This is a genomic window from Pseudomonas sp. EL_65y_Pfl2_R95 (assembly GCF_963971045.1).
Taxonomy (GTDB): domain Bacteria; phylum Pseudomonadota; class Gammaproteobacteria; order Pseudomonadales; family Pseudomonadaceae; genus Aquipseudomonas.
Genome location: NZ_CAXAOV010000006.1, coordinates 229,915 through 248,580, shown reverse-complemented (window position 1 = coordinate 248,580; position 18,666 = coordinate 229,915). Strand labels below are relative to the sequence as shown.

The 18,666-nt window shown below is 55.9% G+C and carries 16 protein-coding genes; 8 read left to right on the top strand and 8 right to left on the bottom strand.

The window, feature by feature from the left end:
- Positions 1-184: 184 nt before the first annotated feature.
- The 3 genes from dnaJ to grpE form a co-directional block, all read right to left on the bottom strand.
- Positions 185-1,327, bottom strand: a complete 1,143-nt coding sequence (gene dnaJ / locus AACY09_RS19285; protein WP_339490315.1) for a molecular chaperone DnaJ — start codon at positions 1,325-1,327, stop codon at positions 185-187.
- A gap of 205 nt (positions 1,328-1,532) precedes the next feature.
- Complete coding sequence (dnaK, locus tag AACY09_RS19280) at positions 1,533-3,449, bottom strand: molecular chaperone DnaK (RefSeq protein WP_339490314.1); 1,917 nt, start codon at positions 3,447-3,449, stop codon at positions 1,533-1,535.
- A gap of 99 nt (positions 3,450-3,548) precedes the next feature.
- Positions 3,549-4,118 (bottom strand): nucleotide exchange factor GrpE, encoded by a 570-nt coding sequence (grpE, locus tag AACY09_RS19275; RefSeq protein ID WP_339490313.1) that lies wholly within the window; start codon positions 4,116-4,118, stop codon positions 3,549-3,551.
- A 196-nt stretch (positions 4,119-4,314) separates the two neighbouring features.
- Between grpE and recN the strand changes: the two genes are divergently transcribed.
- Positions 4,315-5,988: a DNA repair protein RecN gene (gene recN, locus AACY09_RS19270; RefSeq protein WP_339490312.1), complete on the top strand. Its 1,674-nt coding sequence runs from the start codon at positions 4,315-4,317 to the stop codon at positions 5,986-5,988.
- A 101-nt stretch (positions 5,989-6,089) separates the two neighbouring features.
- Here recN and fur read toward each other — a convergent pair whose 3' ends face one another.
- A complete protein-coding gene (gene fur / locus AACY09_RS19265) occupies positions 6,090-6,494 on the bottom strand; it encodes a ferric iron uptake transcriptional regulator (protein WP_339490310.1) in 405 nt (134 codons plus the stop codon).
- Positions 6,495-6,591: 97 nt separating this feature from the next.
- On the opposite strand from fur, the gene AACY09_RS19260 reads away from it, so the two are divergent.
- Positions 6,592-7,131: an outer membrane protein assembly factor BamE gene (locus AACY09_RS19260; RefSeq protein ID WP_339490309.1), complete on the top strand. Its 540-nt coding sequence runs from the start codon at positions 6,592-6,594 to the stop codon at positions 7,129-7,131.
- A gap of 340 nt (positions 7,132-7,471) precedes the next feature.
- Here AACY09_RS19260 and AACY09_RS19255 read toward each other — a convergent pair whose 3' ends face one another.
- From AACY09_RS19255 to AACY09_RS19245, 3 genes are read right to left on the bottom strand one after another with little or no spacing between them, the layout of a single operon-like run.
- Complete coding sequence (locus AACY09_RS19255) at positions 7,472-7,798, bottom strand: RnfH family protein (RefSeq protein WP_339490308.1); 327 nt, start codon at positions 7,796-7,798, stop codon at positions 7,472-7,474.
- 8 nt (positions 7,799-7,806) lie between these two features.
- Entirely contained in the window at positions 7,807-8,241 is a 435-nt protein-coding gene (locus tag AACY09_RS19250) for a type II toxin-antitoxin system RatA family toxin (RefSeq protein ID WP_339490307.1), read from the bottom strand.
- 34 nt (positions 8,242-8,275) lie between these two features.
- Positions 8,276-9,679: a sodium-dependent transporter gene (locus tag AACY09_RS19245; RefSeq protein WP_339490306.1), complete on the bottom strand. Its 1,404-nt coding sequence runs from the start codon at positions 9,677-9,679 to the stop codon at positions 8,276-8,278.
- A 171-nt stretch (positions 9,680-9,850) separates the two neighbouring features.
- On the opposite strand from AACY09_RS19245, the gene smpB reads away from it, so the two are divergent.
- Positions 9,851-10,330 carry an SsrA-binding protein SmpB gene (gene smpB / locus AACY09_RS19240; RefSeq protein WP_339490305.1) on the top strand — a complete coding sequence of 160 codons (480 nt, stop codon included), beginning with the start codon at positions 9,851-9,853 and terminating at the stop codon, positions 10,328-10,330.
- Between the two features lie 34 nt (positions 10,331-10,364).
- On the opposite strand, the gene AACY09_RS19235 is transcribed toward smpB, so the two are convergent.
- Positions 10,365-11,132 carry an FCD domain-containing protein gene (locus tag AACY09_RS19235; RefSeq protein WP_339490304.1) on the bottom strand — a complete coding sequence of 256 codons (768 nt, stop codon included), beginning with the start codon at positions 11,130-11,132 and terminating at the stop codon, positions 10,365-10,367.
- Positions 11,133-11,418: 286 nt separating this feature from the next.
- Between AACY09_RS19235 and AACY09_RS19230 the strand changes: the two genes are divergently transcribed.
- The 5 genes from AACY09_RS19230 to AACY09_RS19210 all read left to right on the top strand — a co-directional run bounded on the left by AACY09_RS19230 (position 11,419) and on the right by AACY09_RS19210 (position 18,503).
- Complete coding sequence (locus AACY09_RS19230) at positions 11,419-13,116, top strand: L-lactate permease (RefSeq protein ID WP_339490302.1); 1,698 nt, start codon at positions 11,419-11,421, stop codon at positions 13,114-13,116.
- A gap of 150 nt (positions 13,117-13,266) precedes the next feature.
- Positions 13,267-14,412: an FMN-dependent L-lactate dehydrogenase LldD gene (gene lldD / locus AACY09_RS19225; RefSeq protein ID WP_339490300.1), complete on the top strand. Its 1,146-nt coding sequence runs from the start codon at positions 13,267-13,269 to the stop codon at positions 14,410-14,412.
- A gap of 122 nt (positions 14,413-14,534) precedes the next feature.
- Complete coding sequence (locus AACY09_RS19220) at positions 14,535-17,345, top strand: FAD-binding and (Fe-S)-binding domain-containing protein (RefSeq protein WP_339490298.1); 2,811 nt, start codon at positions 14,535-14,537, stop codon at positions 17,343-17,345.
- Between the two features lie 229 nt (positions 17,346-17,574).
- Positions 17,575-17,850 carry a hypothetical protein gene (locus AACY09_RS19215; protein WP_339490297.1) on the top strand — a complete coding sequence of 92 codons (276 nt, stop codon included), beginning with the start codon at positions 17,575-17,577 and terminating at the stop codon, positions 17,848-17,850.
- A 239-nt stretch (positions 17,851-18,089) separates the two neighbouring features.
- On the top strand, positions 18,090-18,503 hold the full coding sequence (locus AACY09_RS19210) for an HPF/RaiA family ribosome-associated protein (RefSeq protein WP_339490296.1): 414 nt from the start codon (positions 18,090-18,092) through the stop codon (positions 18,501-18,503).
- Positions 18,504-18,666: the final 163 nt, after the last annotated feature.

Here is an 18,666-nt window from a genome sequence, read left to right as displayed (position 1 = left end):
TGCTCACAGCCTTTAGGCTGAACGTACTTTAGTACGGCCCCGAAGGGGTGAGCCATGCGAATCAAATGCTCATTTACTGCAGTAAACTCCGCTTTCTCGCACCTTCTCGCCTCGCACTCCCGTCGCTCGCTACATTTTTCAAAGGCTCCTTAGGAAGTTACTCAGCGTACTACTTCTGTAACCGTTACAGGTCGCCGAAGAAACGCTTCACACCTTCGAACCAGCCATTGGCTTTCGGCGAGTGCGAGCTATCGCCGTCGATCGACTTGCGGAACTCTTCAAGCAATTCACGCTGACGACGATCAAGCTTGACCGGGGTCTCAACGGCTACACGGCACATCAAGTCGCCGGCGCCACCGCCACGCACGGGTGCAACACCCTTGCCACGCAGGCGGAACAGCTTACCGGTTTGCGTACCTTCCGGAATCTTCAGCTTGACCCGACCATCCAGTGTCGGTACTTCCAATTCGCCACCCAGCGCCGCATCGGCAAAGCTGATCGGCACTTCACAATACAGGTGCTTGCCGTCACGCTGGAAGATCGCGTGCTCGCGCACATTCACCACCACATACAGGTCGCCTGCCGGGCCACCCATGGCGCCCGCTTCACCTTCACCCGAGAGACGGATACGGTCGCCCGTATCAACACCCGCCGGCACTTTAACCGACAGCGTCTTGTGCTCTTCAACACGCCCCTGACCATGGCAATCGCCACAAGGGTCAGTGATCATCTTGCCGCTGCCGTGGCAACGCGGGCAGGTCTGCTGCACCGAGAAGAAGCCCTGCTGCATGCGCACCTGGCCAATACCGCCACAGGTGGTACAGGTCACAGGCGTGGTGCCCTTCTTGGCACCCGAGCCGTCGCAGGTCTTGCAGTTAGCCAAGGTCGGCACGCGAATGGTCACCGTAGTGCCGCGCACAGCCTCTTCGAGATCCAGTTCAAGGGTGTAACGCAGATCGCTACCGCGCTGCGCACCACCACGACCCCGACCGCCAGCACCTGCAGCGCCACCGAAGAAGTCACTGAATACATCACCGAAAATATCGGAAAAATTCGCCCCACCGAAACCTGCACCGCCGGCACCGGCGCCACCCATTTGCGGGTCTACACCTGCATGACCGTATTGGTCATAAGCGGCACGCTTGCTCGAATCAGACAGCACTTCGTAAGCCTCGTTGGCTTCCTTGAACTTGTCTTCCGAGACTTTATCGTCAGGATTACGGTCCGGGTGATGCTTCATCGCCAGGCGTCGGTAAGCTTTCTTCAGCTCAGCTTCGCTGGCGCCGCGCTCAACACCGAGCACCTCGTAATAGTCACGTTTAGACATAAATCCTCAACACCTCAAACAAATCGTTAATAAGCTATCGCACCTGCGTCTCTGATTAACGCCTTGCAAATCATTCCCTCCAGACACGCCAACGCGGGAGCAAGCTCCCGCGCGGCGGATCATACAGGTTATGACTCACGCCACAACCGGCTGGAGCCTTGGTGCATCCACGAAAACACCGGGGATGCACCTAGCAAGCGTGCGCTTACTTGTTGTCTTTGACTTCTTCAAACTCAGCATCAACAACGTCATCGCCAGCGTTCTGATCGTTGCTTTCTGGCTGGGCTTCAGCGCCCGGCTGTGGCTGCTCGGCATACATCTTCTGCGCCAGAGGTGCAGTCGCTTCCGAAAGTGCCGCCACTTTAGCGTCGATCTCTTCTTTGCTGTCGCCTTTGACTGCAACTTCGAGCTCGCCAATGGCTTTCTCGATGGCCGCTTTCTCTTCCTCAGTGGCTTTGTCGCCAGCCTCGGTGATCATTTTGCGGCTTGCGTGAACCAGTTGGTCGCCCTGGTTGCGTGCAGTTGCCATCTCTTCGAACTTGCGGTCTTCGTCAGCGTTAGCTTCGGCGTCACGCACCATTTGCTCGATTTCTTCCTCGGACAGACCCGAGTTCGCCTTGATCACGATCGACTGGGTTTTGCCAGTCGCCTTGTCTTTGGCGCCTACGTGCAGGATGCCGTTGGCATCGATATCGAAGGTCACTTCGATCTGCGGCACGCCGCGTGGAGCAGGTGGAATCTCAGCCAGATCGAACTTGCCCAGCGACTTGTTCTGCGAAGCTTGCTTACGCTCGCCCTGCAGCACGTGAATAGTCACAGCGCCTTGGTTGTCATCGGCGGTCGAGAACACTTGCGACTTCTTGGTCGGAATCGTGGTGTTCTTTTCGATCAACGCAGTCATCACGCCGCCCATGGTTTCAATACCCAGGGTCAGAGGCGATACGTCGAGCAGCAATACGTCCTTAACGTCACCCGCCAGCACAGCACCCTGAATTGCAGCGCCCATGGCAACCGCTTCGTCCGGGTTAACGTCTTTACGCGCTTCTTTGCCGAAGAAGTCAGTCACCAACTTCTGCACCAAAGGCATACGGGTCTGACCACCGACCAGAATCACGTCGTTGATCGCGCCAACGTCCACACCAGCATCTTTCAACGCGATGCGGCAAGGCTCGATTGTGCGCTGAACCAGGTCTTCAACCAGCGACTCCAGCTTCGAACGCGAGATTTTCACGTTCAAGTGCTTAGGACCGGACGCATCTGCAGTGATGTACGGCAGGTTGACGTCAGTCTGCTGGCTTGAAGACAACTCGATCTTGGCTTTTTCAGCAGCTTCTTTCAGACGCTGCATCGCCAGCGGATCACCCTTGAGGTTCATGCCGCTTTCTTTCTTGAATTCGTCAACGAGGTAGTCGATCAAGCGGATGTCAAAGTCCTCACCACCGAGGAAGGTGTCACCGTTGGTCGCCAACACTTCGAACTGGTGCTCGCCATCAACTTCGGCAATTTCGATAACCGAAACGTCGAAGGTACCGCCACCCAAGTCATAAACGATGACAGTGTGGTCGCCTTTAGCCTTGTCCATACCGTAAGCCAGAGCGGCTGCGGTCGGTTCGTTGATGATTCGCTTAACATCCAGACCCGCAATACGGCCGGCGTCCTTGGTTGCTTGACGCTGGCTGTCGTTGAAGTAAGCCGGAACGGTAATTACCGCTTCAGTTACCGCTTCGCCCAGGTAGTCTTCGGCGGTTTTCTTCATCTTTTTCAAGATTTCAGCCGAGATCTGTGGCGGCGCCATTTTCTGATCGTTTACTTGAACCCAAGCGTCCGCGTTGTCAGCTTTGACAATTTTGTACGGCACCATCTGGATGTCTTTCTGTACAACTTCTTCGTCAAAACGACGACCGATCAAACGCTTCACCGCGTACAGGGTGTTGTGCGGATTGGTCACTGCTTGACGCTTAGCCGACTGGCCCACCAGGATTTCGCCATCATTTGCATAAGCAATGATCGATGGAGTGGTGCGCGCGCCTTCGGCGTTTTCAATAACTTTAGCTTTGCCGTTTTCAAGAACGGAGACGCAGGAGTTGGTTGTCCCCAGGTCAATACCGATAATTTTACCCATGATTACTCTCCCGAAACTTTGATAATTCCGCGCCGACTTTGAGTCAGCTGCGGCAGCACTAAAACGCTTGACTGTTTAATGGGGGCTGAAAATTTAATTTCAAGCCTTTTCATCAATTGATGGTGTCGGCGCGGCAGGTGCCTTGCTCACGACAACCATCGCCGGACGCAATAGGCGACCGTGCAGCTGATAACCCTTCTGGAACACCTGAATCACACTGTTTGGTTCCAGGTTTTCGCTTTCCTGCATGGCCATCGCCTGATGCAACTCAGGGTTGAATGGCTGGCCATGCGGGTCGATCGCTTCAAGCTGATGACGCGACAGCGTGTCGCGAAACAGCTTCAGGGTCAGTTCCATGCCTTCACGCACTGCTTTGATCGCGTCGTCATCCGGGCTCGACAGCTCAAGGCCACGTTCCAGACTGTCGACGACCGGCAACAAGTCATTGGCAAATTTTTCCAAGGCAAACTTGTGCGCCTTTTCAACATCCTGATCTGCGCGACGGCGAACGTTTTGCAGGTCAGCAGCCATGCGCAGCGATTGATCCTGCGCAGCTGCCAACTGCTCTTCCAGCGTTTGCACGCGAGCAGCCAGTTCATCACCCGGCGCTGCATCTACTGCTGCATCTGCCTCGGGAATCTGCGTATCCAGGGTCTGTTCGTCAGCCATGCCTCATTTCTCCTCTAAATAACTGGCGTGAGTCTTAATTCACGCTTCTGCACAGGTATATGGGGGCGGTTTCCGGCGCTTCAAGGGTTAACCGCTGGCAAAAGCGCAAGATTACACACACGCCTGAGAAGGATATTGCCAGCAAGGAAAAAACTACTGTATAAATAACCATGTCATACACCTCGGAGACCGAGCCATGCTGGTGCACCTGTCCGTACACAATTACGCAATCGTTGAACATCTCGACCTAGAGCTGGAGCGCGGCATGAGCGTGATCAGCGGCGAGACCGGTGCCGGCAAATCAATCATGCTCGATGCACTCGGACTGACACTCGGCGACCGCGCAGACAGCGGTGTAGTACGCCCCGGTGCCGATAAAGCAGACATTCTCGCCAGTTTCGATCTGGACGACATCCCCGAGGCGCGCACCTGGCTGGCTGAGCGCGACCTGGACCACGACGGGCCGTGTATCTTGCGCCGGGTGATCACCGCTGAAGGCCGCTCGCGTGGCTACATCAACGGATCGCCCTGCCCGCAAGCCGATTTAAAAGCCCTTGGCGAGTTGCTGATCGATATCCATAGCCAGCATGAGCACCAATCGTTGCTCAAAGCCGAAACCCATAGGCGCCTGCTCGATGAATTCGCCGGCAGCCAAGACCTCGCCCGCCAGGTCTCCCTGGCCGCACAGCGCTGGAAGCAGACCAGGAGCGAACTGGAACGCATCTCCAGCATTGGCGATGAACAACGCGCGCGCCATCAACTGCTCAGCTATCAGCTGGAAGAAATGGATAACCTGGCGCTGGTGGATAACGAGTTGGAACAGCTTGAGCAAGAACACAAAAACCTGACCAATGCCGAGAGCTTGCTCGGCGCTTGCCGTCAGGTATTGGAGCTGTGCAGCGATAGCGACGCGGGCAACGTGTTATCCGCCCTCACCGGCAGTCTCAACCGTCTGAGCGGCTTTCAAGGCCAGCCCGGCGCACTGACAGAGGCGAGTAATATGCTCGCCAATGCACAAATTCAAGTTGAAGAGGCGGTCGGCGAACTCAACCGTTTTATCGATCACTTCGATGCCGATCCCGAGCGCCTGCAAACCCTCGAGGAACGCCTTGATGCCATCTATACCTTGGCCCGTAAGCACCGTATCCAGCCTGATCAATTGCCGCACATGCAGCAGCAATTGTTCGATGAACTGGAAAGCCTGAATGCCGACGACCAAGCCGCCGAGCGCCTGAGCGAAGAGCTCGGCGCTTTTGAACGCCATTACCAGCAAAAGGCCAGCGAACTTAGCCGCCTGCGCAACAAGGCTTCGGAAAAACTCGGCAAAGCGGTAGAGAAGGAAATGCAAACCCTGGGCATGCCCGGTGGCCGCTTCAGCATTAAACTTCAGGTCAGCCCCAACCCAGAGCCCCATGCCAATGGCATGGAACAGGTTGAGTTTTTAGTCAGCGCCAACCCCGGCCAGCCACTCAAAGCCCTGGCCAAAGTGGCATCGGGCGGTGAACTGTCGCGCATCAGCTTGGCGATTCAGGTGATCACCGCACAAACCTCGCGGGTGCCAACCCTGGTCTTCGACGAAGTCGACGTGGGCATTGGTGGCCCCACGGCTGAAGTCGTCGGCCAACTGCTACGCCGCTTGGGCGGTCGCGGCCAAGTCCTGACCGTGACCCACCTGCCGCAGGTGGCTGCGCAAGGCCATCAGCACCTGTTCGTGCACAAGGCCCGTGGCAATGACGCCACACGCACCGCCGTCAGCAAGCTCAGCAACGACCAACGGGTTGAAGAGATCGCCCGGATGCTCGGCGGCGTCGACCTGACCGACGAGTCCATCGCCCACGCCCGACAAATGGTCAGCAGCGCCCAGGCCTGAAAAAAACCACAAAAAAGGCGACCAACGGGTCGCCTTTTTTAATCACCCGCGCAAACTGCCCGCGTGGTGATGGAAATTCACGGAGCTCCCCGCAAAATTCCTCAGGTCTTTTTACGCACGTAGAGCACCAAATTGTGATCGACGAGCTCAAAACCATGCTCAGCTACAATTTCTTTTTGACGTTTTTCGATCTCGCTATCGAAGAACTCGATAACCTCACCCGTCTCCATACACACCATATGGTCGTGGTGGCCGCCGTCAGCCAATTCAAACACTGCATGGCCGCCATCAAAGTTATGACGAACAACCAGGCCTGCGGCCTCAAATTGCGTCAACACCCGATAAACAGTGGCCAAACCAACGTCCTCACCCGCCTCCATCAGCGACTTGTAGACATCTTCTGCACTCATGTGGCGTTGACCTGCATTGTCCAGCATTTGCAGGATTTTAACCCGTGGTAGGGTTACTTTCAGGCCAACCTTGCGTAGTTCGTTATTTTCAACCATGGTCTGCTTTCTCGAGGAAGCGGTTTCGCAGCTTCCCTTATTACGGGTATGATCGGGGTTTACGTTGCCCAGCCAAGATAGTGGAAGTCACGCACCGATGCAAAAAACCAAGCTCCTGCTGACCAGCCTCACCTTTACGGGGCTCATCGCACTCGCCGGTTGTTCATTCCCCGGGGTTTATAAAATCGACATTCAACAGGGCAATGTCGTTACACAAGACATGATAGACCAGTTGCGCCCAGGAATGACCCGCAAACAAGTGCGGTTTATTATGGGTAACCCGCTGATCACCGATACATTCCATGCAAATCGCTGGGATTATCTGTACAGCATGCAGCCAGGTGGTCGCCAGCGCTTGCAAGAGCGCGTCAGTCTAGTGTTTGACGACAATGACCAGCTCACAGGCCTGGCCGGCGACTTCAAGCCGGGCGTCAGCCGTGACCAGGAAATCATGGGCGATGAGCCTGGGACGACTGTCACGCCGACTGATGACAACCAGGAGCAGCCGAAGGTCGATACGCCGAAAGTCGACGAAGAGCCGCCTGCTCCGGGCTCGCTGCTGGAACAAATCCAGGATGACGTCGACAGCGCAGAACCTGCTGCTGTGCCTTCACCTGAGCCGCTGGAAACCGAATAACGGTCTCCAAACGGCAGATACAAAAAAACCGGTTTAAAACCGGTTTTTTTGTATCTGGTACGTCGGTCGATGGTCTATTTGGCAACCATTCGTCGCCACAAACGCTCGAACAAACCATTTAACCTTATGCCCTGCGTTGCCCGCCCATGGTGGGCAAGCTTCGCGTTGCCACACCCTACGCAAGCCCTACAGCGCGCTACTCCCGCAGGGTAGTCGACGCTCTTTTCGGCCACCATTCATCGCCACAAATATCCGAATATCTGTGCGTGTTTGAGCATCTGGTTGTTTGATTCATTGTCGAAAACGCTTCGTATTGCAACTCGAAGCGCCTGAGAAGACTTCACAGCGACTCTTGTGCGGCCTCTTCTTTGGCCTTGGCCGCTTTCGCGGCGCGTTGCTTACGCACTTCTTTCGGATCGGCGATCAAGGGGCGATAAATTTCTACGCGCTCGCCATCCTCAAGCACGCGTTCTTCAGGCTTGGCCACAGCCTTGCCAAAGATGCCCAACGGGCTATTGGCTAAATCCAGACCGGGAAAATGGACCTGCATCCCCGACTGCATGACTGCCTGACGCATTGTGGTGCCGTAAGGCAGGCTCAACCGCAGCAGTTTTTGCTTATCGGCCAAGGCATACACAACTTCCGCCACAATGGTTTTGCTATCCATAAAACCGGCTACCCGTATAAATTTTTAGCGCGCTGGCAGAACGCATCGACCAAGGTGTTTGCCGCCTGATTAAACAACGGCCCAAGGGTTGCGCGGACGATGGACCCTGAATAATCAAAGGTCAGGTCCAGGCTGATCTTACAGGCCTTATCGCCCAGCGGCTTGAAGTCCCAACGCCCATGAAAATGGCTAAAGGGGCCATCTTCAAGATTCAGCTCGATCGATTGCCCCGGAACCAAGGTGTTGCGCGTAACAAAGCGCTGGCTAAAGCCCGCCTTGGCAACTTCCAAGCTGGCAACCATTAGCACGTCGCTGACTTCCAGCACTTCAGAGGCGGAGCACCAAGGCAGGAACTCAGGATAGCTCGCCACATCATTGACCAAGTCATACAGCGCTTGCGCCGGGTATGGCAGCAGCGCCGAACGCTGAATATGCGTACTCATAAACCGGCAACTTCATGCAACACGAACATAATTCTCACTTTGTCAGTTCTGCAATAAACACAATCAAAACACCAATAGGCGCCACAACGCGAACCAGCCACAGGGCGATATTGAACAACAGCGGGCTTTTGATCGATAACTCATCACGCACCGCGTCCCGAGTCATGACCCAGCCCGCAAACATGGCAAATGCCAAGCCACCAATCGGCAACAAAATACGACTGGTGAGGTAATCGATCCCCTCAAAGAAGTTTTTGCCGCCTTCTGCGCCCCACTGAAACAGGTGGAAGCCATCTTTGGCAAATACAAAGAACTTAGCGTCGGCCCCCACATTGAACGATAGCACTGTGCCCATGCCCACCAGCCAACAAAATAAGGCCAGGGCGCTGGTCACCGCTGCACGGCTACGCCCGGTGCGCTCAACAAAGTAAGCAACTGCTGGCTCAAGCATCGAAATAGACGAGCTCCAGGCGGCCAAGGCAACCAATACGAAAAAGACCAAGCCCATGACTTGACCAAAGGCCACATTACCAAAGGCAATAGGCAGGGTGACAAACATCAGCCCCGGCCCACCGCCCGGCTCCAGCCCGGCAGCAAACACAATCGGGAAGAGGGCCAAGCCAGCCGTCAGCGCTACCAGGGTATCGAGCAGTCCAACCGTCAGCACCGTAGCGCCAATGGAAGATTTCTTCGGCATATAAGAGCCATAAACCATGATTGAGCCGACACCGACACTGAGCGTGAAGAAGGCATGGCCCATGGCCGCAAGAATCCCGCCCTGCACCTTGCTTGGATCAAAATGGAAGAGGAAATGAAAACCCTGCATAAAGTGCCCAGTGGTGAAGCTGTAACCCAGCAGGATCAGCAGCAACACAAAGAGCATGGGCATCATGATCCGTAAACTGCGCTCAAGCCCGGCGACCACACCTTTGGCGATGACAAAACCGGTGCCGATCATAAACAGTGTGTGCCACAAGGTCAGACGCCATGGATTTTCAGTCAGGCCGCCGAATGCCTTACCGGCGCCTTCGGCAGTGATCCCACTGAAATCACCACGCCCCATTCCGATGATGTAATCCAGAGACCAGCCTGCAACCACGCTGTAGAACGACAGAATCAGCAGCGCTGCGACCATGCCGATCACTGCTGCAACCGACCAATATCGAGAACCGCCTGATTCTTTGGCCAAACTGCGCATCGAATTGACCGGGCTCTGCCGGCCACGACGACCAATCAAGGTCTCAGCCAGCATGATCGGCAAACCGACCAGAGCAATGCACACCAGGTACATGGCAACAAATGCTCCGCCACCGTAAAGTCCCGTCATGTAAGGGAATTTCCAGATATTTCCCAACCCGACTGCCGAGCCGGTGGCCGCTAAAATGAACACCCAGCGGCTGGCCCAAGCGCCGTGAATCGAGACTTTATCGTTTGCCATGTGTGGCTAGCCTGTTATGCATGCGAAAAAAAGATCGCGCATTGTCCGAGATAACACGAGACGGCTCAACCCTGCATGCCACGTACAATGCGTCCCACAACAGGCAAATAATTAATTGTCGTGCATCAGCCGATAGCGCGAGCGCTTGCGACTCCCTATAATGCGCCGCCTATGGCTAAACAAAAGAAGCAGCACGAAAACACCATCGCGCTTAACAAAAAAGCGCTGCATGACTATTTCATCGAAACCAAGTTCGAAGCAGGCCTCGTGCTCGCCGGCTGGGAAGTGAAAAGCATGCGTGCCGGCAAGACTCAATTGACCGACAGCTACGTGCTGTTGAAAAACGACGAGGCTTGGCTGATGGGTTGCCACATAACCCCTCTCACCACTGCAAGCACCCACGTGATTGCAGACCCGACGCGCACCCGTAAGCTTTTGCTCAACAAACGTGAGCTGGAAAAGCTATTTGGCGCCGTCAACCAGAAAGGCTATACCTGCGTCGCCTTGTCGATTCAGTGGAAGGCGCATCTGGTCAAGTGCACCATTGCGCTGGTGAAAGGCAAGAAAGACTTCGACAAGCGTCACACCGAGAAAGAACGTGATGCCGACCGTGAAGTCCAGCGCGCCATGCGCACCAAAGGCAAAGAGTAAAGCCTGACTGCGCAGGCGCCAGACAACTGCCAGATCAATTGATCGAGCGGCGCTGCGCCCTGGCTTCTCGCTGCACCTGCTGCTGCACTTCGGCGAGCACTTCCTGCACATAGTCAATGTGCTGATTGGACAGCGCTCGCGCCTCATCGGCACGCCCACCGATAATCGCCTCATATAAAGCCCGATGCTGATTGATCAGCATGTCACGGGTTTCTGTGCGCTGCTCATACATGCCGCCGATGTTGGTCACCACGTTGCGTTTAAGCAAATCAAACAAACCCCGAATGGTGTGCAGCAACACGGCGTTGTGGCTGGCTTCGGCAATCGCCAGATGAAATTGCGCGTCCGCCGCGCCCTCTTCTGCCCGGGTGACCTTGCCACTGCGGTTGTAGCAATCCTGCAGCGCATCGAAGGCTTTCTTTAGACGTTCAAGGTCGAGATCGGTAGCGCGCAGCGCCGCGTAATAAGCGCACGAACCTTCCAGCGTATGGCGAAACTCGAGCAAGTCACGCTGCGCTTCAGGGTTGCTTTCCATCAGCAATAGAAGCGGGTCGCTAAAGGTTGAACCCAAAGTCTGCGCGACATAATTGCCACCGCCCTGACGACTGACCAGCAGGCCCTTGGCGACCAGTTTCTGGATAGCTTCGCGCAACGACGGCCGCGAAACGCCAAAGCGTTCCGCCAGCACTCGCTCGGCCGGCAAACGCTCACCAACCTTGAGTGACCCCTCAAGAATCATGGTTTCCAGTTGCGCCACGATGTCATCACTGAGACGTCGCTGACGCAGAGGTCCAACTTCCATACTTAATCCTTACTGGTTTGACCACTTAACGCGAGGGATCGCGCCAAGAGCGCAAGCCTATATCGTCACCATTGCGCGCACAACAACACGCCATCCGACGAAAGTCTTAGTCATGAGGTTTGACAGCCAAGCCCACTACTTTTAACCTGAGCGCCGTACTTTGTAAATTGGTATTACCAATTTACTCGGCGCTTAATAACAATAACTTTGGGGTTCGTCATGATTGCTGCGTCAAACAGCCCGCACCTCCACGTCACACCTACGCGCTACTGAGCGGAGATTACAGATGACTTCCGGTGTACTCGCTTTACTTGCTTTCTCGCCTATATTGCTCGCGGCCATTTTGCTGATCGGCCTGCGCTGGCCTGCTAAACGCGCCATGCCTCTGGTTTACCTGTTGACCGCAGCAGTTGGTTTGCTGGCCTGGGACATGAGCTTCACCCGTATTCTGGCTTCGACCCTGCAAGGCCTGCTGATTACCCTTGGCTTGCTGTGGATTATCTTCGGCGCCATCTTGCTGCTGAACACCCTTAAACACTCCGGCGGCATCACCGCGATTCGCTCGGGCTTCGCCACTATCAGCCCGGACCGCCGCATTCAGGCGATCATCATTGCGTGGCTGTTCGGTTGCTTTATCGAGGGTGCGTCAGGTTTCGGCACGCCTGCGGCCATCGCCGCACCATTGCTGGTTGCGATTGGCTTCCCGGCCATGGCAGCAGTGCTGATGGGCATGCTGGTGCAAAGCACGCCGGTATCATTCGGCGCGGTGGGCACACCGATTATTGTCGGTGTCAGCACGGGCCTCGACAGCCACACCATTGGCGCGCAACTGCTTGAGCATGGCTCTTCATGGGCGCAGTTCCTGCAACTGATCACCAGCGAAGTGGCAATCATCCACGCCATCGTTGGCACGGTGATGCCGCTGTTTATGGCGATGATGCTGACCCGCTTCTTTGGTCAGGAAAAAAGCTGGAAAGCCGGATTGGAAGTGCTGCCGTTTGCGATTTTCGCAGGCTTGGCTTTTACCATTCCTTACGCCCTGACCGGCGTGTTCCTCGGCCCTGAATTCCCGTCTCTGATTGGCGGCCTCACCGGTTTGGCAATTGTCACCAGTGCAGCGCGCATGGGTTTTCTGGTGCCGAAAACCGCGTGGGATTTTGCCCCGGCGAAAGACTGGCCTGCTGAGTGGATCGGCACCGTTGAGATGAAACTCGACGAGCTGGCCCACAAGCCAATGAGTTCGCTGCGTGCCTGGCTACCTTACGTGCTGGTTGGCGTGCTGCTGGTTATCAGCCGCGTATTCCCAGATGTCGGCAATGCGCTTAAAGCGGTGGTCATCAACTTCCCCGATCTACTGGGCGAAGCTGGCGTCAGCGCTAACTTCCAGCCGCTGTTCCTGCCGGGCGGTATTCTGATCGCCGTGGTATTGGCCACCTTCTTCCTGCACGGCATGAAAGTGCGTGAATTGACGGCCGCCGTAAAGGAGTCCAGTTCGGTACTGCTCAGCGCCGGCTTTGTATTGCTGTTCACCGTGCCAATGGTGCGCATCCTGATTAACTCCGGGGTAAATGGTGCAGACTTGGGCAGCATGCCAATCGTCATGGCGCGCTGGGTCGCGGACAGCGTAGGTGGCATCTATCCGTTGCTCGCCCCGAGCATTGGCGCGCTGGGTGCCTTTATTGCCGGCTCCAACACGGTCAGCAATATGATGTTCAGCCAGTTCCAGTTTGGCGTCGCCACCAGCCTCGGTTTCTCTAGCGCGCTGATTATTGCCGCCCAGGCGATCGGCGCAGCCGCGGGTAACATGGTTGCCATTCACAACGTGGTCGCAGCCTCCGCCACCGTTGGCTTGCTCGGCCGCGAAGGCACCACGCTGCGCAAAACCATCTGGCCTACGCTGTACTACGTGCTATTCACCGGCATCATTGCCATGATTGCGGTGTATGGTCTGGGCATCAGTGATCCGTTACTGGTCACGCCGTAAAAGCTGTAAAGCACCTTGCCCGGCACTGCTGGCCAAGGTGTTTTAAGTAACTCCAAGTTTATAAAGCGCGCGCAACGCTGTGCACGCAAAGTCGAGGACAGCGCCCGCTTGGCAAGATCCTCATAATCACGATCACAGGGTGTTTTATTGATGATTATCTCTGCCTCTACTGACTACCGCGCCGCCGCTCAACGCAAGCTGCCGCCATTCTTGTTCCACTATGCAGACGGCGGCGCCTATGCCGAGCACACGCTGCGTCGCAATGTGTCGGATCTGGCTGACATCGCCTTGCGCCAGCGCGTGCTGCGCAACATGTCGGAGCTCAGCCTGGAGACCCAGCTGTTTAATGAAACCCTGTCGATGCCCGTGGCCATCGCCCCCATTGGTTTATGTGGCATGTTCGCCCGTCGTGGTGAAGTTCAAGCCGCGCGCGCCGCTGACGCCAAAGGCATTCCCTTTACGCTTTCGACCGTGTCGGTATGCCCGATCGAAGAAGTGGCTCCGGCCATCAACCGGCCGATGTGGTTCCAGCTTTATGTATTGAAAGATCGCGGCTTTATGAAAAACGCCCTTGAGCGCGCCAAGGCCGCGGGCGTCACCACCTTGGTGTTTACCGTTGATATGCCAACCCCGGGCGCACGCTACCGCGATGCTCATTCCGGCATGAGCGGCCCGAACGCAGCCGCACGACGCATGCTGCAAGCCATGACTCACCCATCATGGGCGCTGGATGTTGGCTTGCTGGGCCGCCCGCACGACCTGGGCAATATCTCGACTTATCGGGGCAACCCAACCGGCTTGGCTGACTACATCGGCTGGCTGGCGAATAATTTCGATCCGTCCATCTCTTGGAAAGACTTGGAATGGATTCGCGATTACTGGGACGGCCCAATGATCATCAAAGGCATTCTCGATGCCGAAGATGCCAAGGATGCGGTCAAATTTGGCGCCGACGGCATCGTCGTATCCAACCATGGCGGTCGCCAGCTCGACGGTGTCCTTTCCAGCGCCCGCGCCCTGCCAGCCATTGCCGACGCAGTTAAAGGCGACCTGAAAATCCTTGCTGATTCGGGCATCCGCAACGGCCTTGATGTGGTACGCATGATCGCCCTCGGCGCAGACACCGTAATGCTCGGCCGCGCATTCCTTTATGCATTGGCTGTAGACGGCCAGGCGGGCGTGAGTAACCTGCTTGATCTGATCGAAAAAGAAATGCGCGTGGCAATGGTGCTGACCGGTGCTAAATCGATCAGTGAAATCAGCGCCGAGTCTCTGGTGCGCGAACTAGGCCGCTAAGCAACACTAAGCCGGATACCGGCTAAGCAAAACGTACAAAGCTGTAGCAATAAGACCGCGTAGACGGTCTCTTCGCTACAGCTGGATTACCCGTTCAACAACCGATGATTCCCGGAGCTCGCATGAGCCTGCCTGCTGTATTTCTGACTGAAGTTAAGCGCCTGATTCCAGCCGAGCGCCGGTTTGATGATCCGCTCTCGACCCTGGCCTTTGGCACAGATGCCAGTTTCTACCGGCTGATCCCCAAGCTGGTGGTGCGGGTTGAATCTGAGGTGGAAGTCGTCGGTTTATTAAAGCTCGCCGCCGCCCAGCAAGTCGCGGTGACCTTTCGCGCTGCAGGCACCAGTCTTTCTGGCCAAGCCCTGAGCGACTCGGTGTTGATCGTGCTCGGTGACAACTGGAACGGCCGCGAGGTCCGCCAGCAAGGTGCGCAAATTCGCCTGCAACCTGGCGTCATCGGTGCTCAGGCGAACGTGGTTTTGGCGCCGTTTCAACGCAAGATCGGCCCGGACCCGGCCTCAATCAATGCCTGCAAAATCGGCGGTATCGTCGCTAACAATGCCAGCGGCATGTGCTGCGGCACTGCGCAAAACAGCTACCACACCCTCGCCGGCATTCGCTTGGTGCTGGCAGACGGCAGCGTGCTCGACACTGAAGACAGCGCCAGCGTGACTCGCTTTGAACAAAGCCATGCCGAGCTGCTTGCGCAACTCAAAGAGCTGGGCCAACAAACTCGCGCCAACACCGAGCTGGCGGCAAAGATTCGCCACAAATACCGCCTGAAAAACACCACGGGCTTATCACTCAACGCCTTGGTCGATTTCGATCAACCCCTGGATATCCTTAGCCATCTGATGGTCGGTTCCGAAGGAACACTGGGCTTTATCAGCGCCGTGACCTACGACACCGTCCCCGATCATCCGCACAAAGCCAGCGCGCTGATCGTGTTCCCGGATGTCGAAACCTGCTGCCACGCCGTCACCGTGTTGAAAAGCCAGCCGGTGTCAGCCGTTGAGCTGCTTGATCGGCGCAGCCTGCGCTCAGTAGAGAATCAAAAAGGCATGCCGGACTGGGTCAAAGCACTTTCAGCCAATGCCTGCGCCTTGTTGATTGAAGCACGCGCTGCTGGCGATACTTTACTGACCGAACAACTCAACCAGATCAGCGCATCCATCAGCCACTTCCCGGTAGAGAAGCAGGTCGATTTCAGCACCGACCCCGTGGTTTACAACCAACTGTGGAAGATCCGCAAAGACACCTTCCCTGCCGTTGGCGCGGTGCGTGAAACCGGCACCACAGTGATTATCGAAGACGTCACCTTCCCGGTGGAAAAACTCGCCGAAGGCGTCAATCGTCTGCTGGAGCTGTTTGATAAACACGCCTATTTCGAAGCGATTATTTTTGGCCATGCACTGGAAGGTAATCTTCACTTCGTCTTCACCCAAGGGTTTGACGCACCTGAGCAAGTCGCCCGCTATGAAGCCTTTATGCAAGACGTTGCCCAGTTGGTTGCGGTGGAGTTCGGCGGCTCGCTCAAGGCGGAACACGGCACCGGGCGCAACATGGCCCCCTTTGTTGAGCTGGAATGGGGCCGCGATGCCCATCAACTGATGTGGCAGATCAAGCGCCTGCTGGACCCGAAAGGCATCCTCAACCCGGATGTAGTGCTCAGTGAAGACCCGCAAATTCATTTAAAACATTTAAAGCCGCTGCCTGCCGCCGATGAGATCGTCGATAAATGCATCGAGTGCGGTTTTTGCGAACCGGTTTGCCCGTCCAAAGGACTGACATTAACCCCGCGTCAACGCATCGTTGTTTGGCGCGATATCCAGGCCAAAAAACGCCAAGGCATTGATACCACCGCACTTGAGCGTGATTACCGCTACCAGGGAATCGACACATGCGCCGCGACGGGCCTGTGCGCGCAGCGTTGCCCTGTCGGCATCAATACCGGCGACCTGGTACGAAAATTACGCGCCAGCGAGGCAACCAGCATTCGCAGTGCTGACTGGCTTGCCGACAATTTCGAGACTGCGCTCAACGGCACGCGCGCCATGCTGACCTTGGCCAATGGCGCGCGTAAATTCCTCGGTGCGCCTCGCCTGCAAAGCCTGTCATCGCGTTTGAGCCGTGTCTCCAAGCAGCGAATTCCACAATGGACACCGGCAATGCCACAGGCCGTGCGGCCCATCCGTGTGCATGCGCCAAGCAATGATGCACGCCCTCGTGTGGTCTATCTGGCTGCCTGCGTATCACGGGCCATGGGCGCAGCATTCAGTGACAGCGAACAAACACCACTAATCGACAAAACCCGAAGCCTGCTGGAAAAAGCGGGTTATCAGGTGGTGTTTCCTGAAGGCCAGGAAAGCCTCTGCTGCGGCCAGCCTTTTGCGTCCAAAGGCTATGCCGAACAAGCCGAGCGCAAGCGCACAGAGCTGGTCGACGCCTTACTCAAAGCCAGCCGTGGCGGGCTTGATCCGATTTACTGCGACACCAGCCCCTGCACACTGCGCTTGATTCAAGATGGCATCGACCCACGGCTCAATGTGAATGACCCGGTCAAATTTATTCGCGAGCATTTACTCGATCGTCTGGAAATAACCCCGCAAGACAAACCCATTGCCTTGCACGTTACCTGCAGTACCCAGCATCTCGGTGAAGCTCAAGGCTTGATCGACATTGCCAGGCGCTGTTCGACTCAGGTGGTTATTCCAGAAGGCATCCATTGCTGTGGCTTTGCCGGCGACAAAGGCTTTACCACACCTGAGCTCAACACCCATGCGTTGCGCGGCTTGAAGGACGCAGTACAGATCTGCGAGGAAGGCATTTCCACCAGTCGCACCTGCGAGATTGGGTTGAGCGAGCACGCCGGGATTGATTATCACAGCCTGGTATATCTGCTCGATAGGGTGTCGCGGCCCCGTTCAATTTAACCCTGCCTGACAAGCCCGCACAGACGCCGTCCAGCGCGTGCGGGCTTACCTGAGTTATTTCCCATTACATCCACTCCGGCCTGTATTTACGAAAGTCTGAACTTTCAATCGGTGCTCCGGGTCATTTTCTATGAGCTTTGAAAGAAATGGCTTAAGAAAACCCGTCGATGCAACTCCATCTAAATGATGAGCTTGCTCGCGAGAACTACCATTGAAAAGGATGACTACCATGAAACGTATTTCAGCTTTCGTTATCGCAGCAGCTCTGACAGCTCCAGCATTCGCTGCAAGTGACCTATGTGATGTAAACCTGCAGAAGCTCGATGACAGCTCTGCTGTGATCAGCACGCTTGGCACTCCGCTGAAAGAGCAAGTTGAAGAGCACACAAAACTTGCCAAAGAAGCCAAGGCCGCTGGCAATGTAAAAGAATGTGGCAGCCATGCTGAGCAGGCGCTGCAAATGCTAAAAGGCCCCAACGGTGACACCAACACCGACGCAGGCTAATGACAGTAGATGGCAGCCGACGGGCTCAAACCCGGGCGGCTGCCTGGCTACTTCAGCTATCTGAACAGGCAACGTAATCACCGACAATTTAAACAGTTGCGCGTGCTCTGCGTTGTCCTGTCACCTGCACCATATGTGCGCTCACCAACTCCGGTAAGCCGCAAAAAAATTAGACACCACAAACCCACCCGAATAGGGTAAGTTCACTCTATGTGAGCGTGCCTAAGTAAGGGAAAACTATGAAAATCCAGGTCAATAGCGATAACCACATCGAGAGCACCAGCAGACTGGAGGAATGGGTTAGCACCACTGTAGAAAGCGCACTCGCGCATTACGACGAACACATCACTCGCGTTGAAGTTCACCTCAGCGATGAGAACGGCGACAAGCCCGGCCCAGATGACATGCGCTGCCAGATGGAAGCCCGCCCTAAAGGCCACCAACCAATTTCAGTGACCCACAAAGCCAGCTCTTTGGATCAGGCCGTTGAAGGCGCTGCGACCAAGCTCAATCATGCCCTTGAACACATGTTCGGCAAACTGCGTAACAAACGCGGTGGCGCCCATGCTCTGGACAGTGACGAGCCTTCGAGCAACCCGGATGCCTTGCTCCAGGAAGAGTTTCTGGAAAACGATCAGGCGCTGCACAGCTGATCAAGGCCTGTGCCCTGACCTGAACGCCCGGTGCACTGCATCGGGCGTTTTGCGTTTTAATCCCCCAGTCTTGCTGTATATCCGCCACACAAGGTGGTATGAAAAAGTGCAATGTACCTAACAAATCACCAGCCTCGCAGGCTGTGACACTGTTGCGCTGTCC

Bases quoted from the DNA above. Each gene is read 5' to 3' on its own strand.
- dnaJ (WP_339490315.1), bottom strand. From the start codon at position 1,327: ATGTCTAAACGTGACTATTACGAGGTGCTCGGTGTTGAGCGCGGCGCC.
- dnaK (WP_339490314.1), bottom strand. From the start codon at position 3,449: ATGGGTAAAATTATCGGTATTGACCTGGGGACAACCAACTCCTGCGTC.
- grpE (WP_339490313.1), bottom strand. From the start codon at position 4,118: ATGGCTGACGAACAGACCCTGGATACGCAGATTCCCGAGGCAGATGCA.
- recN (WP_339490312.1), top strand. From the start codon at position 4,315: ATGCTGGTGCACCTGTCCGTACACAATTACGCAATCGTTGAACATCTC.
- fur (WP_339490310.1), bottom strand. From the start codon at position 6,494: ATGGTTGAAAATAACGAACTACGCAAGGTTGGCCTGAAAGTAACCCTA.
- AACY09_RS19260 (WP_339490309.1), top strand. From the start codon at position 6,592: ATGCAAAAAACCAAGCTCCTGCTGACCAGCCTCACCTTTACGGGGCTC.
- AACY09_RS19255 (WP_339490308.1), bottom strand. From the start codon at position 7,798: ATGGATAGCAAAACCATTGTGGCGGAAGTTGTGTATGCCTTGGCCGAT.
- AACY09_RS19250 (WP_339490307.1), bottom strand. From the start codon at position 8,241: ATGAGTACGCATATTCAGCGTTCGGCGCTGCTGCCATACCCGGCGCAA.
- AACY09_RS19245 (WP_339490306.1), bottom strand. From the start codon at position 9,679: ATGGCAAACGATAAAGTCTCGATTCACGGCGCTTGGGCCAGCCGCTGG.
- smpB (WP_339490305.1), top strand. From the start codon at position 9,851: ATGGCTAAACAAAAGAAGCAGCACGAAAACACCATCGCGCTTAACAAA.
- AACY09_RS19235 (WP_339490304.1), bottom strand. From the start codon at position 11,132: ATGGAAGTTGGACCTCTGCGTCAGCGACGTCTCAGTGATGACATCGTG.
- AACY09_RS19230 (WP_339490302.1), top strand. From the start codon at position 11,419: ATGACTTCCGGTGTACTCGCTTTACTTGCTTTCTCGCCTATATTGCTC.
- lldD (WP_339490300.1), top strand. From the start codon at position 13,267: ATGATTATCTCTGCCTCTACTGACTACCGCGCCGCCGCTCAACGCAAG.
- AACY09_RS19220 (WP_339490298.1), top strand. From the start codon at position 14,535: ATGAGCCTGCCTGCTGTATTTCTGACTGAAGTTAAGCGCCTGATTCCA.
- AACY09_RS19215 (WP_339490297.1), top strand. From the start codon at position 17,575: ATGAAACGTATTTCAGCTTTCGTTATCGCAGCAGCTCTGACAGCTCCA.
- AACY09_RS19210 (WP_339490296.1), top strand. From the start codon at position 18,090: ATGAAAATCCAGGTCAATAGCGATAACCACATCGAGAGCACCAGCAGA.